Origin of the sequence: Algoriphagus sp. A40 (assembly GCF_002002735.1) — a bacterium.
Taxonomy (GTDB): Bacteria; Bacteroidota; Bacteroidia; order Cytophagales; family Cyclobacteriaceae; genus Algoriphagus.
The window spans coordinates 264,810-279,951 of record NZ_MUNY01000072.1; the positions used below are offsets into that span (position 1 = coordinate 264,810).

Here is a 15,142-nt window from a genome sequence, read left to right on the forward strand (position 1 = left end):
AGATAAACTGCTTTTTCCATGAAAACTCAAACATTCTTCTCCACCAGTCTTCGATGGCTATCTGCCTTCCTTTTGTTGATATTAATCTCATGCTCGGACTCCTCAGATCCTGATCCGACCCCTCCAGCCGATAAGCAAGAAGACATTGCCGTAATCGATGGGAAATTGGAAGCTTTTCTCACCACGCATAAAATTCCAGGTGCAACATTGGCAATCTCAAAAAACGGAAAATTGGTGTACAAAAAGCCTTATGGTCTAGCCAATGTGGAGGCTAATGAGAAAATGACCAATGAACACCGAATGCGAGTAGCCAGTGTTTCTAAAACGTTTGCCGGATTGGCCATCATGAAACTTGTCCAGGATGGAAAAATTTCTTTGGATGATAAAGTTTTTGGTCCAGGCACAATCCTGGGAACTACCTACGGAACGAAAGCTTACTCAGACCGGGTGACCAAAGTGACCGTGAGACATCTCATGCAGATGACTACAGGAGGATGGGTGGTCGCGGGCAATCGAGATGCGATCGATTACCAGACAAACTTGACAAATGATCAGTTTTTTTCTTGGATGATGGACAATGCAACGCTCACATTCGAGCCTGGATCTCAGTATTACTATGTAAATACCAATTACTTCGTAGCCTCCCGAATCGTGGAAAAAATCTCCGGAAAGTCTTATTACCAGTATATGAAAGAGAGTTTCATTGATCCGATAGGAATCCCAAGCACGGTGATGGCCAAAAATGGAATTGCGGGAAAACAGTCAGATGAGGTGACTTATTACGGTCAAGGTGGGACCAAAGGATTTGAATACAACCTGAATATTGAGCGTAGAGATGGTGATGCAGGAATAGTCATCAACGCTGTGGACTTGCTGAAATTTTCCCTTGCGATCGATGGCAACCCAAGTCGTCCGGATGTGCTGAATGCAGCCACATTTGCTCAATTTGTGCAGGGGTCCAGCGCAAACCAAGGCTTTGGTAATGGGATTGTCACCTGGAATTCTGTCCGCTATTTCTATGGGGCATTGCCAGGTACACGGTCTTCGTACATGTATCACACCTCAAACGGCATGGCTGTAGCATTGATCTTCAACGGGAACGCAGATTACACTGCCAACACTTACAACACCTTTGCAATCGCTCACCAAGACCTGCTTTTGGATCTACTCAACAACAATTTGAATGTCTACAAAGACATCGATCAGTTTTGAATTAGATCAAAATAAGTAATTGAATACCAAAGTTCTTGGGGTAAATGGCATTTAATAGTATCTTTTATGGGACTTCTTTGATCCATGCCTAAAGATACTTTTGAAACTTTCTCCCAGGAAAAACTGATAGAGGCAATCCGTCAAAATGACGAAAATGTCCTGAAGTGGATTTACCAAAAATACTATCCAAAGATTCAACAGATGGTTTTGGCTAACAGTGGGAATATGGAACAGGTTAAGGATCTCTACCAGGAAGCATTTCTTTCCTTTTGGACCAATGTAAAATCGGGCAAATTTCAACCGGAAAATGAATCTGCATTGGCAGGATATATTTACCAGATTGCAAAAAACAAATGGATGGATATGGTCAGGTCAGTGGCTTTCAAAAGGACAGTTCATCCCGATTCTTTGCCTGATTTTATCCAGGAAGAGCAGGAAGACAAAGAAGTTTACATCGTTCAAATCGAGGGTGCATTTGCCAGACTGGGAGAAAACTGCAAAGAATTATTAACAAGGTTTTATTACCAAAAGCAAAGTCTTGTCGTTTTGTCAGACTTTTTTGGTTGGACAGAAGCTACAACCAAAAACAACAAATACCGCTGTATGGAAAAGCTCCGGATCAGCCTGAAATCGGAAACAAAACAATAGAATGAATTCATCACTTTCCCTGGAAGACTTTGAACTGATCGAAGACTATATCGCAGGTTCGCTCGATTCCGCTAAATTGGAAGAAGTCCGCATGAGAACAATCTCAGATCAGGAGTTTGCAGCTCATATCGAAGAAATCAAAGGACTTCAATTCGGTGTGGAAAGAGCAGTCCTTGCTTCCAAATTGGATTCTTTCCATTCTGAATTAAGCCATTTGGATAAAAATGCTCAGCAGCGGAAGATCCGTCCTCTTTGGTTCTGGGGCGTAGCAGCTTCCCTATTTCTAATCATGTCCGCCGGAGTTTGGTGGATCATGGGGGAAAAAAGCTCCGGGGAAAAACTTTACCAAGCCTATTTCAAGACTGATCCGGGTTTGGTGACTTCCATGTCTGCCGGCTCTGGTTATGATTTTGACCGTGCCATGGTGGATTATAAATCCGGAGAATATCTCAAAGCCAAAGAAGCCTTCGAATCACTTTTGAAAAAAAGCAGCCAAAATGATACGTTGATTTATTTTTTAGCGATGTCGGAGCTAAATCTACAAAATGATCAGGCTGCTGAGAAATTGCTTTTAGCAGTAAGCGAGGATACAGCAAGCGGGTTTTCCAAAGATTCTTTTTGGTATTTGGGACTTCTCGCGCTGAAGGAAGAAGACTACGCCCTGGCAAAAAAATACGTGAACCAATCCGGTCGCCCAAAGTCAAACGAATTGATTCAAGCCCTTGAGGAAGCGTCCGGGAAATAAAGGATTTTTGTCGGAAGAAATTGATGACTAATTCGATTTTCAGCGATGAGAGGATGTAACCAAATCCTTTTTCCGATGAAACCAAGACTCCGCTCTCTACTGCTTCTACTAGCTTTTGTTTTCGCCTGCCAAACAGAAGAAGATCCACAGCCAATTCCAAAAGACCCGTTGACGGGGCTGGAAAAGACCGCCGTCCAGATCAAACTCCCTGAGGGGGTAAATATAGATTTGGCTAATACTGTCATCTATTCCCAAAATCTCGAAAAGGAAGTAACCGAAACCGGGCAGGGAGAAGTGTTGAACCTCCAAGACAATCCCGCATTTGCGTATTTGTTTGATAGGGAGGGAAATCTAATTCTAGCAGGGTTGATTGGCCCAGGCCGCACCGAATTATCCGCCGAAACCACCACCGAATTTTTGCTTTACCAGAGTTTTGGGATTCCATTTATGGAAGAGGCGTTCGCCAACCGTTTTTTTCAGGAAGTTCGGCAGTTTCCTATTTGGGATACTTCTCTGAATCTTGTGAAGAGCCAATTGGCGACGGATCCAATGATGCTTGGGAAGCAGGAGATCATGAATAAAATACTCGGGATCGTCAATCCTTTGGCTGCCAAGTTCCGCATGGCAAATCCTAACGCAAGATCCACTGCAAACGAACCCAAAGCCTCCGATCTCTTGGTGGATGGCACGATCAAAAGCGGTGTTCAGGCCTACCAGACCGGGCTCAATACCTTTGTGTTGGACAATACGGTTCGAAGGAGATCACACGCTTTCCTGTACAAAACTGAATTTATCAACCAAGCAGGCTCGACCGAAGTGATTCATACTTCTGTCGGTTCCGCAGCGAGCATCGTCCCGGACAAGGAGATTGCGATCGCAATGGTGAACGGAATCACGGGGGTGAGTAGTACCGTGTATGAATATTTGATCGGAGATACTGAGAAGTCCTTTCGAGTGACGACAGACCCAGTCCAAATTCCCCTCACCGATGCGGAAAAAGCGGCAACTTGGGAACTTAGGGTAATTGGAGTAGGCACAGAATCTATCGGCTTGAATTCTGTGGAGCGATCCAAATTGGTCAAACTCCAAATGACTACCCTGACCTTGGATTTTATAGTTCCCCTCATTGCCGATGGAATAGCCGCAAAAGGATTGGTTTCTAAAGGAAACGATGGACCGAAGGGTGAGGAATTTCTCTGGGAGGCGCTGATCACTGCAGTGGCTGGATATGTCGACAAGATGCCGGAGATCAAGACAAAGATTGACAAGTCAGAATATGACGAAGCCATAAAGGATTTTTTTACCATTGGATATAACCAGTTCGGGTCAATTTTTTTGGAAGATTTGATGAAAATCGCCGCTGAGACCATCTACAATTCGCTTCCCAAAGATGTGGCGCGGCCGAATTTAGAGACCATGAAGGGTTCGGCTTCCCGCATGTTTAAGGTCCTCGGAGCGATAGAGCTACTCATGAAAGGATCGGATTATGCGCGAAAAATTTATGATATCCAGAGTTCAAAAAGCTTGGAAATCTGGGAGATCAAGGCCAAAGAGATAGAAGTAAATCTGGAGCCCCGAGAGACTATTGTGCAGCCCGGAGGAGAAAAGGCGTTGACAGCCTTTATCAAATCTACAGTAGCCGACGGCACAGTCATCGAGTACCAATGGAGCACAGAAGGCAAGTTTGGAGAATTGAAAGATGCGATAGGGCATAAGGGAAAATCATTCACCAGTTCTTCAAAAAATGTCACCTACGTCTGCACAGCGGCTCCAGGCGCAGGAAGTGAAAACCGGCAAGACGTGGTCAAGGTGGAAATCTATATGAAGGTCGGACAGGTGAGGTACAAAATCGGGGCGGATGAAGCGATCATGAAGGTCGGAGACAAGGAGGTCTTTAACGTAGGGTGGGAGAAGAAAATAGTCTACATCGAAAAAATGGATGGGAACAAGATTGTCTATTCAATGAGCAATGGCGGATTTGCTGCAATAATCCCCGAAAAAGAAGGGGCAAAGTTTTATGATTTAGTAAATATTCGGGAGAATGGAACCCGAACTACAACTATCCGAAAAAGTCCCGCAGACCTCAAAACCCCGGAAGGGAAATTAGAATATTGGGTTAAAATCGGAGGTTTGTTCCTTTTCGAAACCTACAGCAAAGAAAAACTGCAGGAAAAAATAAATGAAGTAGAGAAGCAGCTGGACGCGGCAAAACCCAACTATGGAAGTCTGGAAGTAACTGTGATCCGGTAAGAGCGAAAAATGGCTTCCTCAAACTGAGGAAGCCATTTTTGTTATTTTTCGATAATTCCCTTCAAATCTGCAGGCGAATAACCGACAGACTTAAGCGTTTTATGGTCTCCTTCTCTGAATACCAAAAATAAATCGCCCTCCTTTTCATAGAAGCAAGGCGTTCCTTTGTCTTCGTAATGTTTGACGGTGGCTTGGGCTTCTTCTTCGGTTTTGCAGGCTTTGCTCATATTGGAGCGCTGCACTTCGTCAAAAAGGGCTTTGAATTTTTCTCCTAAGCCAAATTCCAAAATCGCTCCAGAAAGCACGTACTGGAGGTCGCATAGAGCATCGGCGATTTCGACGATGTCTTTGTTTTCAATGGCCTCTTCCAGTTCTTTCAACTCTTCTGCTAAAAGTGAAACACGAAGATTACATCTGGTTTCGGAAGGAATCGTCGGTTCGGGAAGCACTGGGTGTTTGAATGTTTCGTGGAATAGTGCTACAGAGGTAAGCGACTTGGGATCTTGCATGAAAATGGTTATTCTAATTCGAGCCTGAAATAAATAAAAAAGACCGGAAAACCGGCCTTTTTATTCTTTACTCTGTATAATTTCTTTAAGCCTTTTCGAATCGTTCACTTACAGCTTTCCAGTTCACCAAATTCCAAAATGCCGCGACATAATCCGGACGTCTGTTTTGATAATTCAGGTAATAGGCATGTTCCCAAACGTCAAGTCCAAGAATAGGAGTTCCTTTCATTTCTGCCAAATCCATTAGGGGATTGTCCTGATTTGGAGTGGAGCTTACCGCCAATTTGCCGCCGGGCTGCACAATCAGCCAGGCCCAACCAGATCCGAATCGGGTCTTTGCTGCAGTTTCAAACTGGGTAACAAAAGTCTCATAGCTTCCAAAAGAAGCGACAATGGCATCCATGAGTTTTCCTTCCGGTTTTCCTCCGGCATTTGGCCCCATCACGCTCCAGAAAAGTTCGTGATTGTAATGTCCTCCTCCATTGTTGCGCATTTTTACAGAGAATTTGGAGATGCTTGCCAGGACATTTTCCAAAGGCTTCGAAGTATCCACTCCCTCTTCTTTGGCAGCATCATTCAGGTTTGTGGCATAAGCAGCAGCATGTTTGGTGTAGTGGATTTCCATTGTTCGGGCATCGATATGAGGCTCTAGAGCAGGGTATCCGTAAGCAAGAGGGCTTTGGGTAAATCCTGTAGCATATGGAAAATCCGAAGGAATTTCCACTCCTTTTGCCAACAACTCGGCAATCGAAGTGCCGATTAGTCCGACTGTCAGCCCTGCTTTTGCGGAGTTGGAAATAAAAGTTCTACGAGTTATTGTTGATTTTTTCATTGTGTGTGTGGTTTTACTAAATCCGAACCTTTCAAAGTGCAATTTAGTTGCTCAAATTAGGCATTATCTGACGAATTTGGAATTGAGCATCAGACAATAAGTCTGTTTTTCTGACAACTTGGTTAAGTTTGCAGCTCGGTAGTGCCTTGGTTGAGTTTTTGAAATCAAGGTCAGACCTGTTGAAAATCATGGAACTTGCATTTTACAAATATCAGGGTACAGGCAATGATTTTGTCATGATCGATGATCGTGATGCGTCTTTTGACTTGGGCAATCTGGAATTAGTTAGTAAGCTTTGCGACCGCAAATTCGGAATTGGGTCCGATGGCTTGATCGCCATTCGGAATCATCAGGACTATGACTTTGAAATGATTTATTTCAATGCGGACGGGAGTCAAAGCATGTGTGGAAACGGTGCCCGCTGCGCGGTCGCTTTTTCTTCCTTCTTAGGGATTGTTAATGGAAAAACCCGCTTTCTGGCAATTGATGGCCCACATGAAGCGATCCTTACCGGAGATCAGGTAGAACTTCTGATGGGAGATGTCTATGGAATTGAAAACAAATCTGGAGATTTCTTTCTCAATACCGGCTCCCCACATCATATCCGTTTCGTCGAAAAAGCAGAAGGGTATCCTGTTTTTGAAGAAGGAAAGGCGATAAGATATGATTCGGGTTACGCCCCGGCGGGTACTAATGTCAACTTTGTACAACCCATGGCAGAAGACGAAGTGTTCGTTAGAACTTACGAAAGAGGGGTAGAAAATGAGACACTATCCTGCGGCACCGGAGTCACAGCAGCAGCCATTGTCTATGGTTCTCAACATCAGCAAAATCAGGTGAAAATCAACACCCTAGGAGGCAAATTGTCCGTTAAGTTTCATTCCAACCCTGACGGGACATTCAGCAAAATTTGGCTTATCGGGCCGGCTGAGCATGTTTTCTCAGGAAAAATCAATATTTAAGATTCCCAATTCAGGTTAATAACCTGAATCAGGACTAATTATCAATTCTAACAAAAACGGCTTATTTTTAAGCCCCCAATCGGGAATCCATAAAAAGACATGCTAGATTTTATTGCAAAAGGATTGGCCAAAATTTTCGGCACCAAATCCGACAGAGATATTAAGGAAATCCTTCCAAAGGTCGCCGAAATACATCAGGCTTTCTCAAGTCTGCAGAGTCTGAATGACGATCAGCTGAGGTTTAAAACACAGGAAATCAAGGAAGTTATCAACGGAAGGCTAAAGTCTATCGATGATAAAATCGCCGAAATCCGTGCTCAGATTGAGGCTCTTCCAGCTCAAGCCATTCATGAGAAAGACCAGCTTTTCAACGAAATCGACAAGCAGGAAAAAGACCGAGACACGGAGCTGGAGAAGGTACTTGAAGAGGTGATGCCTCAGGCTTTTGCAATAGTAAAAGAGACTGCAAGGCGTTTTAAAGAAAATGGCAAATTGGTTGTAAATGCCAGTATGGGTGACCGCGAACTGGCGGCTACCAAACCAAATGTGGAAATCGATGGTGAGCAAGCCATCTGGCACAACAAGTGGATCGCAGCTGGAACAGAAGTTGTCTGGGACATGGTTCACTATGACGTGCAGCTTATCGGGGGGATGGTCCTTCACAAAGGAAAAATCGCTGAAATGGCCACTGGTGAAGGTAAAACGTTGGTTTCCACTTTGCCTGCTTTCCTCAATGCTCTTGCGGGACGTGGCGTCCACATCGTTACGGTAAACGACTATCTGGCCAAGCGTGACTCCGAGTGGAATGCACCGCTTTTTGAATTCCATGGATTGACGGTGGATTGTATCGATAAGTATCAGCCCAACTCCAATGGACGAAAAAAAGCCTACGCTTCTGATATCGTGTATGGTACCAACAACGAGTTTGGCTTTGACTACCTGAGAGACAACATGGCTCGGGAGGCTGGGGATTTGGTTCAGGGCAAACACCATTTCGCAATGGTCGATGAAGTTGACTCCGTGTTGATTGATGATGCAAGGACACCTTTGATTATTTCAGGTCCTGTGCCAAGAGGCGATGTTCATGAATTTGACCAAATGAAGCCCCGTGTGGCTGCCTTGGTTGATGAGCAGCGCAAGTTGGTTCAGAACTTTTTGTCAACGGCCAAAAAACTGATTGCAGAAGGAAATGAAAAAGAGGGTGGATTGGCTCTTTTCAGAGCATTTCGGGGGATACCAAAATACAAGCCTACCATCAAATACCTTTCTGAGCCTGGAATCCGGGTGATTCTTCAGAAGACAGAAAATTTTTACCTCCAAGACAACAAGCGCCAAATGCCGGAAGCGGATGAACCGCTTTTGTTTACCATCGACGAGAAAACCAATGTCGTGGACTTGACCGATCGGGGTATCGAGACCATGACTACCAAAAATGAGGATCCAAGCTTTTTCATCCTTCCCGATATCGGGGTGGAAATTGCTGAATTGGAAAAAAGTACGAATCTAGACGATAAGGAAAAGCTGATTCGCAAAGAGGAAGTCATCAAAGATTATGGCGTAAAAGCTCAGCGAATCCATACGGTAAACCAATTGCTCAAAGCTTATTGCATGTTTGAGCGGGACACGGAATACATCATCGTGGATGGTAAAGTGAAGATCGTCGATGAACAGACAGGACGTGTGATGGAAGGTCGTCGTTATTCCGACGGGTTGCACCAGGCGATTGAAGCGAAAGAAAATGTAAAAGTGGAGGATGCCACGCAGACCTACGCTACGATTACGCTCCAGAATTACTTCAGAATGTACCATAAGCTGGCCGGTATGACCGGTACAGCGGAAACTGAAGCTGGAGAATTCTGGGAAATCTACAAGTTGGACGTAGTCGTCATTCCGACCAACAAACCGATCATCAGATCCGATCGAGAAGACAAAGTTTATAAAACCGTCCGTGAAAAATTCAATGCGGTAACTGACGAGATCAATGAATTGGTGGCTGCTGGAAGACCAGTCTTGGTAGGTACCACTTCCGTAGAAATCTCCGAAGTACTCAGCCGAATGCTGACTTTGAAGAAGATTCCTCACCAGGTTTTGAATGCTAAGCAGCACGCAAGAGAAGCCGAAATTGTTGCTGAAGCCGGAAAGCCGGGTACAGTAACCATTGCTACCAACATGGCTGGTCGAGGTACGGATATCAAGTTGACTGCAGAATCCAGAAAGTCAGGCGGTCTCGCCATCATTGGTACCGAGCGTCATGAATCACGTCGTGTTGACCGTCAGCTTCGTGGCCGTTCTGGTCGTCAGGGAGACGTGGGATCTTCCCAGTTTTTCGTCTCCTTGGAAGATAGTTTGATGAGGCTTTTCGGCTCAGATCGGATAGCCAAATTGATGGATCGTATGGGTCTGGAAGAAGGCGAAGTGATCCAGCACAGCATGATCACCAAGTCCATCGAGCGTGCTCAGAGAAAAGTGGAAGAAAACAACTTTGGCACTCGTAAAAGACTCTTGGAATACGATGACGTGATGAACTCCCAACGGGAGGTGGTCTACAAACGTCGAAGAAACGCCCTGAAAGGAGACCGTTTGGAATTGGATATCCTCAACATCCTGTTTGATGTCTGCGAAAGCCTGATTGACATGGGCAAATCCACCGACAATGCCGAGGACCTGAGAATGAATATTTTCACCACTTTGGGTGTGGATTACCACATTTCTGAAGGTGATCTGAAATCCAAGGATGCTCCGAAATTAACTCAGGAGCTTTACACGGTTGCTTTCGAAAATTATATCAAAAAGAACAGCCTCATAAGCCAGACCGCTCTTCCGATTTTCAAGAGAGTTCAGGAAGAAAGAGGTGCAACCGTAAAAGACATCATGGTGCCGATTTCGGACGGAATCAAACAGATCGGGGTGGTATGTAATCTGGAAAACATGGTCCATTCCGATGGTCGTGAATTGATCAGATCCATTGAGAAAAACGTCTCCCTGGCGATAATTGACCAAAATTGGAAAGAACATCTCCGTGATATGGATGATCTGAAGCAGTCGGTACAAAATGCTGTCTACGAGCAGAAGGACCCATTGTTGATCTATAAGTTTGAAGCATTTGAAATGTTCAAGCGTTTTATTGGCAAGCTGAACGAAGATATGGTCACCTTCCTTTCCAGAGCTGATTTGCCGAGGCAAGACCCGGCTCAGGTTCAGCAGGCTCAGACTCAGCGGGCTCCCGAACCAAAACTTCAGACGTCAAAAGCAGAAGTGGCAAGCTCTTTGAACCCAAATGCTAACCGCTCCGCCGCCGCAGCTGCGAACGCTGGCAGACCAGCTCCTCAGCATGTTGCTCCTAGAAAAGTCGAAAAGACTTTTGGCCGAAACGATAAGGTTTCTGTTAAATATTCTGACGGTACCACCAAAATCGATGTCAAATTTAAAAGCGTGGAGCAGGATCTTGTCGAAGGAAAGTGTGTTGTGATTGAAAACTAAGAGAAATGAGATATATCTGGGTAGTTGTTTTTTTGGTAATCCTTGGAAGCTGTAAACTTATCCAGCCTTCCACTGAGGCAGGAAGTCCTGCATATTCCACTTACCAGGAAGACCTGAGTAGTTCTTTACCAAAATACCCGGATTATAAATCAGCCACCCAGGAGGTTTCCTCTAATGTTCCTTCTGCCTCAGTTCAATCGGTCGATGGACAACTTGATGAAGTGCAGCGCCGATATACCGATAAAAACAAATCAGAGCCCTATTTCAGCGGTTATACGGTATTGGTTTTTTCAGGAATAGACCGAAATCAAGCCTTCAAAACACAAGATGATCTCAAGCTTAATTATCCAAATCTGACTCCTGAGATGCAATACCAACAACCCAGGTATTTGGTGAAATTGGGTAAATACACTTACAAAATAGAAGCTCAAAAGGCTCTGTATCAGATCAAAGGCCAATTTCCTTCTGCGCGGATTATGCAAGACAGATTTCAGCGAAAAGAATACGTCGCTCCTACCACAGACCAAAATGCTACTATCCAAAATTAAATCCCTGGCCAAGGCCTACAAAGAGGATGTAATTGCCAATCGCCGTCACATTCATGCCAATCCTGAACTCTCTTTTCAGGAATTTAAAACAGCAGAGTTTGTGGAGGAAAAGCTCAGGGAAATAGGAATCACCGAAATCGAGAAAAAGGCGACAACTGGCTGGGCCGCTTTGATCAAAGGAAAAAATCCTGACAAAAAAGTCATCGCGCTTCGGGCCGACATGGATGCTTTGCCAATCATAGAGGCGAACGATGTTTCGTATAAGTCACAAAACCCTGGAGTCATGCATGCCTGCGGCCACGATGCGCATACAGCATCACTTCTCGGGGCAGCCAAAATCCTTCATGAGGTCAAGGATCATTTTGAAGGTACAATAAAACTGATTTTCCAACCCGGAGAAGAATTGGTGCCCGGTGGAGCGTCATTGATGATCAAGGACAAAGTCCTCGAAAATCCCCGTCCAAACGTGATTTTGGGGCAGCATGTGATGCCGATGATTCCGGCCGGAAAAGTTGGTTTCCGTCCCGGATTGTACATGGCAAGTACAGACGAACTTTATGTTACCGTGAAAGGAAAAGGTGGTCATGGGGCCATGCCGGAGACTTTTATCGATCCGGTTCTGATTGCTTCCCACATGATTGTTGCTCTGCAACAGATCGTCAGTCGGGTAGCTAATCCTAAAATTCCTTCGGTCCTTTCCTTTGGTCGTGTGGAGGCTTTGGGAGCAACTAATGTGATTCCGAATGAAGTGAAAATCCAAGGTACTTTCCGCACGCTGGATGAAGCTTGGAGAGCCAAGGCCCATGAGAAAATCCTGAAAATCGCTCACGGTATCGTGGAGGGAATGGGCGGAGAATTAGACTTTGAGATTCGAAAAGGTTATCCTTTCCTTAAAAATGACCCGGAACTTACAGCCAGATCAATGGATGCTGCCCGTGATTATTTAGGTGAGGAAAATGTACTCGACCTGGATATCTGGATGGCTGCAGAGGATTTTGCTTTTTATTCCCAGGAAATCGACGGATGTTTCTATCGACTAGGTACACGAAATGAAGCCAGGGGAATTACCTCAGGAGTTCATACACCGACTTTTGATATCGAAGAAGATGCGCTGGAGATCGGATCTGGGCTGATGGCTTGGCTGGCAGTTTCAGAACTTTCCAAAGGATAATAGTACCTTAACTCATGAATTCAAGCGGAGATCTATCTTCGCTTTTTTATTTTGCACCTATGAAAAAGATCCAGATTCTGACACTTACGCTGCTTCTCAGCATGACTGTTTCGCAGTCCTTTGCATGGGGCCAATTGGGCCATTACCTGATTGGCTATATGGCAGAAAAGCAAATGAAGAAGTCTACCCGCAAAAAGGTGGATAAAGTGCTTTTACCCATCTCCCTTGGCCGCAGTGGCACTTGGATGGATGAGATTCGGTCTGATCGAGCTTATAATTATGCTGAGACTTGGCACTATCTGACCAGCAAAACCGGGGAATATGATCCTGCCATTCAAGAAAAAACCGGTGATGCCTACGAAGCAATTCAACGGATCAAAGCGGAACTAAAAGCAGGTGGCTTGGATCCTAAAATGGAGGCTGAAAAGCTGAAAATGCTCATCCACATGGTGGAAGATATCCATCAGCCGCTTCATGTCGGCACCGGTGATGACCGGGGAGGAAATGACATTAAAATCGAATATTTTGGCAGAGCGACCAATCTCCATGCCCTTTGGGACAGTGGAATGATCGATGGTCAGGGAATGAGCTACAGCGAAATTGGGGATGAACTATTTCGCCGGATCAATCCTGAACTTCAAACAAAGTATAGGTCTGCCAGTATGCAGGACTGGCTCAAAGAGGCTGTCAGCTATCGGCCAATGATTTATAATCTTCCCGAAAACAAAAAAATAAGCTATCAATATGGCTATGAAAACTACCACATTGCGGAGGAACGGATGATTGCTGCGAGTGTGAGGCTTGCGCAGATTTTGGAGGAAATTTATCCCTGATTAAAGCAGAATTTTGCCGAAACGGCTTTTGTCTTCTAGGATGACGAAAGCCGTTTTTTTATTTTCCACCCTTAACGCACTGCTCATGCCTATCAAACTTGCCATTGCCGAGGACAACAGTTTTTTGCTGAAAGCAATTATTGACAAACTCTCCTTGTTTCCGGAGCTTGAACTGAAGTATTTCGGATACAATGGTCTTGAACTTTTGGATATGCTGGAGAAAGATTCGAATGTCCATTTGATCCTGATGGACATTGAAATGCCAAAAATGAACGGAATAGTGACTGTGGAGAAAATTGCCCAAAAATATCCGCAGATCAAGATGATCATGCTGACAGTATTTGATGATGATGAGAATATCTTTCGGGCGATTCAAGCCGGAGCAAATGGATATTTTCTCAAAGAAGTCGATCCGCCGACACTCTATCAGGGAATTGTAGATACACTGGCTGGCGGTGCAGCGATGACGCCTTCAGTTGCATTAAAGACTTTGAAACTATTAAGAAACCCTCCTCACTTTGAGGCTGCTAAGGAAGAAATTTCTTTGACAACCAGAGAAATCGAAATTCTAGAACAGACCTCGAAAGGGCTTAATTACAATCAGATCGGGGAAAATCTCTTTATTTCTCCAAAAACTGTCCGCAAGCATCTGGAAAATATTTATCAAAAACTTCAGGTTCACAGTAAATTGGAAGCCGTGCAAAAGGCAGTGAAAAACCGCATTATTGAAGGGTAAAAAAGTAAAGTTGGGACGCAAAAAAAATCAAAGAATTGAACATGTTTGGAAAAATGTCGTAAATTAAAGGACAATTTTCTGAAATATGAGCGATTCTGATTTTCAAAGAATAGACTTGGTCGCCGAAGAGATGGCCACCTATGTGACGAGTCTCCCTCGATATTCGCGATATCCTACACTGAAGGGGATACCTTTGAGTAGCTTTTTTTCGAATCGGATGATGGTCGTGGATGTGATTCGTCAGGGGATTCCCACCTCACTTTTTATGTCCATCAAAGAAATTACTCCATTTTCAGACCAGGAATGGTCAGATTTCTTGGATATATCCCTGAAGTCCCTTCAGCGTTACAAAAAGGAGTCAGATTATGTTTTTCGCTCGATTCACTCCGAGAAGATCCTTGAGCTGATGGAGGTGGCTGTGGTAGGCTTGGAGGTGTTTGACACTGCAGCCGATTTTGCCGCTTGGCTCAATGCCACTAGTCATGCACTTGGCAATCGACGTCCAATCGAGTTGCTTCGGGACTCTTACGGCAAGGAATTAGTGCTCAATGAGATTCACAGGATCGATCAAGGCGTATTTGTCTGATGCGGGTTTTTCGACTGATTCGGAAAAAGTTTGGGATTGAATTATCCGGAAAAGGTGCAGCTCTTTCTGGTAACAGATGGAATTCCAAAGGTACCGAAATGAGCTACTGTGCGGACAGTCGGGCTTTGGCCATGGCAGAGGTGGCGGTTCACCTTTCTCTGGCCATCTTGCCTAGAGACTATGTGATGGTGGAGATAGAGATCCCGGCATATACCTCCATAGATTCACTTGGGATCGAAGATTTACCTCAAGGCTGGAATAATTTTCCCCACCTTTTGGATACTCAGAAAATAGGAGATGACTTTGTTTCGGAGAAAAAATCGTGTGTGTTGAAAGTTCCCTCAGCTGTTGTGCCAGGAGACTTCAACTACTTGATCAATCCGCATCATCTGGATTTTTTGGCTATCAAACTAGTGGATCAGGTGGATTTTCCCTTTGATTCGAGATTATTTGGGGGATGGTGAAATAAATTTAATTTCCAATGTCCATTAGATAACTAGATTTTGAAGCTATGACAAGTTCGAGGCAATTCTTCTATGTTTTCCTTTACTGTTTGGCTATGGGTTGTTCAAGCAAAGACGAAAGCGTATCCGAAAAGGAACCGCAGGATTCAAAATTCAGTCAACCCCA

At 44.5% G+C, this 15,142-nt stretch carries 14 protein-coding genes; 12 read left to right on the plus strand and 2 right to left on the minus strand.

Annotation, left to right across the window (positions count from 1 at the left end):
- The first annotated feature begins 18 nt into the window (after window positions 1–18).
- From B0E43_RS18670 to B0E43_RS18685, 4 genes are all read left to right on the plus strand, one after another.
- Window positions 19–1,212 carry a serine hydrolase gene (locus B0E43_RS18670; protein ID WP_077352580.1) on the plus strand — a complete coding sequence of 398 codons (1,194 nt, stop codon included), beginning with the start codon at window positions 19–21 and terminating at the stop codon, window positions 1,210–1,212.
- An 84-nt stretch (window positions 1,213–1,296) separates the two neighbouring features.
- Window positions 1,297–1,860, plus strand: coding sequence for an RNA polymerase sigma factor (locus tag B0E43_RS18675; RefSeq protein WP_077352582.1), 564 nt, complete (start codon window positions 1,297–1,299; stop codon window positions 1,858–1,860).
- Window position 1,861: 1 nt separating this feature from the next.
- Window positions 1,862–2,605, plus strand: coding sequence for a tol-pal system YbgF family protein (locus tag B0E43_RS18680; protein ID WP_077352584.1), 744 nt, complete (start codon window positions 1,862–1,864; stop codon window positions 2,603–2,605).
- Between the two features lie 75 nt (window positions 2,606–2,680).
- Entirely contained in the window at window positions 2,681–4,855 is a 2,175-nt protein-coding gene (locus B0E43_RS18685; protein WP_139352822.1) for a hypothetical protein, read from the plus strand.
- Window positions 4,856–4,896: 41 nt separating this feature from the next.
- Here the strand turns inward: B0E43_RS18685 and B0E43_RS18690 are convergent, their stop codons facing one another.
- Both B0E43_RS18690 and B0E43_RS18695 read right to left on the minus strand, forming a co-directional pair.
- Window positions 4,897–5,364, minus strand: coding sequence for a nucleoside triphosphate pyrophosphohydrolase family protein (locus B0E43_RS18690; protein WP_077352588.1), 468 nt, complete (start codon window positions 5,362–5,364; stop codon window positions 4,897–4,899).
- A gap of 85 nt (window positions 5,365–5,449) precedes the next feature.
- Window positions 5,450–6,196, minus strand: coding sequence for a superoxide dismutase (locus B0E43_RS18695; RefSeq protein ID WP_077352590.1), 747 nt, complete (start codon window positions 6,194–6,196; stop codon window positions 5,450–5,452).
- A gap of 188 nt (window positions 6,197–6,384) precedes the next feature.
- Between B0E43_RS18695 and dapF the strand changes: the two genes are divergently transcribed.
- The 8 genes from dapF (at window position 6,385) to B0E43_RS18735 (ending at window position 14,976) form a co-directional block, all read left to right on the plus strand.
- The gene (gene dapF, locus B0E43_RS18700) at window positions 6,385–7,158 is read left to right on the plus strand and encodes a diaminopimelate epimerase (RefSeq protein ID WP_077352891.1); all 774 of its coding nucleotides are present in this window, start codon (window positions 6,385–6,387) and stop codon (window positions 7,156–7,158) included.
- A 99-nt stretch (window positions 7,159–7,257) separates the two neighbouring features.
- A complete protein-coding gene (gene secA, locus B0E43_RS18705) occupies window positions 7,258–10,638 on the plus strand; it encodes a preprotein translocase subunit SecA (protein ID WP_077352592.1) in 3,381 nt (1,126 codons plus the stop codon).
- Between the two features lie 5 nt (window positions 10,639–10,643).
- The gene (locus B0E43_RS18710; protein WP_077352594.1) at window positions 10,644–11,186 is read left to right on the plus strand and encodes a hypothetical protein; all 543 of its coding nucleotides are present in this window, start codon (window positions 10,644–10,646) and stop codon (window positions 11,184–11,186) included.
- A complete protein-coding gene (locus tag B0E43_RS18715) occupies window positions 11,167–12,357 on the plus strand; it encodes a M20 family metallopeptidase (protein WP_077352596.1) in 1,191 nt (396 codons plus the stop codon). The genes B0E43_RS18710 and B0E43_RS18715 overlap by 20 nt, the downstream gene beginning before the upstream one ends.
- Window positions 12,358–12,416: 59 nt before the next feature.
- On the plus strand, window positions 12,417–13,190 hold the full coding sequence (locus B0E43_RS18720) for a S1/P1 nuclease (protein ID WP_077352893.1): 774 nt from the start codon (window positions 12,417–12,419) through the stop codon (window positions 13,188–13,190).
- Window positions 13,191–13,275: 85 nt separating this feature from the next.
- Entirely contained in the window at window positions 13,276–13,926 is a 651-nt protein-coding gene (locus B0E43_RS18725) for a response regulator transcription factor (protein WP_077352895.1), read from the plus strand.
- 85 nt (window positions 13,927–14,011) lie between these two features.
- A complete protein-coding gene (locus tag B0E43_RS18730; protein WP_077352598.1) occupies window positions 14,012–14,512 on the plus strand; it encodes an antitoxin Xre/MbcA/ParS toxin-binding domain-containing protein in 501 nt (166 codons plus the stop codon).
- Window positions 14,512–14,976: an RES family NAD+ phosphorylase gene (locus tag B0E43_RS18735; protein ID WP_077352600.1), complete on the plus strand. Its 465-nt coding sequence runs from the start codon at window positions 14,512–14,514 to the stop codon at window positions 14,974–14,976. The genes B0E43_RS18730 and B0E43_RS18735 overlap by 1 nt, the downstream gene beginning before the upstream one ends.
- Window positions 14,977–15,142 lie beyond the last annotated feature (166 nt).

What these genes read in the sequence shown, in the direction of transcription:
- B0E43_RS18710 (WP_077352594.1), top strand. Translation starts at nt 10,644, where the DNA reads ATGAGATATATCTGGGTAGTTGTTTTTTTGGTAATCCTTGGAAGCTGT.
- B0E43_RS18695 (WP_077352590.1), bottom strand. Translation starts at nt 6,196, where the DNA reads ATGAAAAAATCAACAATAACTCGTAGAACTTTTATTTCCAACTCCGCA.
- B0E43_RS18715 (WP_077352596.1), top strand. Translation starts at nt 11,167, where the DNA reads ATGCTACTATCCAAAATTAAATCCCTGGCCAAGGCCTACAAAGAGGAT.
- B0E43_RS18675 (WP_077352582.1), top strand. Translation starts at nt 1,297, where the DNA reads ATGCCTAAAGATACTTTTGAAACTTTCTCCCAGGAAAAACTGATAGAG.
- B0E43_RS18735 (WP_077352600.1), top strand. Translation starts at nt 14,512, where the DNA reads ATGCGGGTTTTTCGACTGATTCGGAAAAAGTTTGGGATTGAATTATCC.
- B0E43_RS18690 (WP_077352588.1), bottom strand. Translation starts at nt 5,364, where the DNA reads ATGCAAGATCCCAAGTCGCTTACCTCTGTAGCACTATTCCACGAAACA.
- dapF (WP_077352891.1), top strand. Translation starts at nt 6,385, where the DNA reads ATGGAACTTGCATTTTACAAATATCAGGGTACAGGCAATGATTTTGTC.
- B0E43_RS18680 (WP_077352584.1), top strand. Translation starts at nt 1,862, where the DNA reads ATGAATTCATCACTTTCCCTGGAAGACTTTGAACTGATCGAAGACTAT.
- secA (WP_077352592.1), top strand. Translation starts at nt 7,258, where the DNA reads ATGCTAGATTTTATTGCAAAAGGATTGGCCAAAATTTTCGGCACCAAA.
- B0E43_RS18720 (WP_077352893.1), top strand. Translation starts at nt 12,417, where the DNA reads ATGAAAAAGATCCAGATTCTGACACTTACGCTGCTTCTCAGCATGACT.
- B0E43_RS18725 (WP_077352895.1), top strand. Translation starts at nt 13,276, where the DNA reads ATGCCTATCAAACTTGCCATTGCCGAGGACAACAGTTTTTTGCTGAAA.
- B0E43_RS18685 (WP_139352822.1), top strand. Translation starts at nt 2,681, where the DNA reads ATGAAACCAAGACTCCGCTCTCTACTGCTTCTACTAGCTTTTGTTTTC.
- B0E43_RS18730 (WP_077352598.1), top strand. Translation starts at nt 14,012, where the DNA reads ATGAGCGATTCTGATTTTCAAAGAATAGACTTGGTCGCCGAAGAGATG.
- B0E43_RS18670 (WP_077352580.1), top strand. Translation starts at nt 19, where the DNA reads ATGAAAACTCAAACATTCTTCTCCACCAGTCTTCGATGGCTATCTGCC.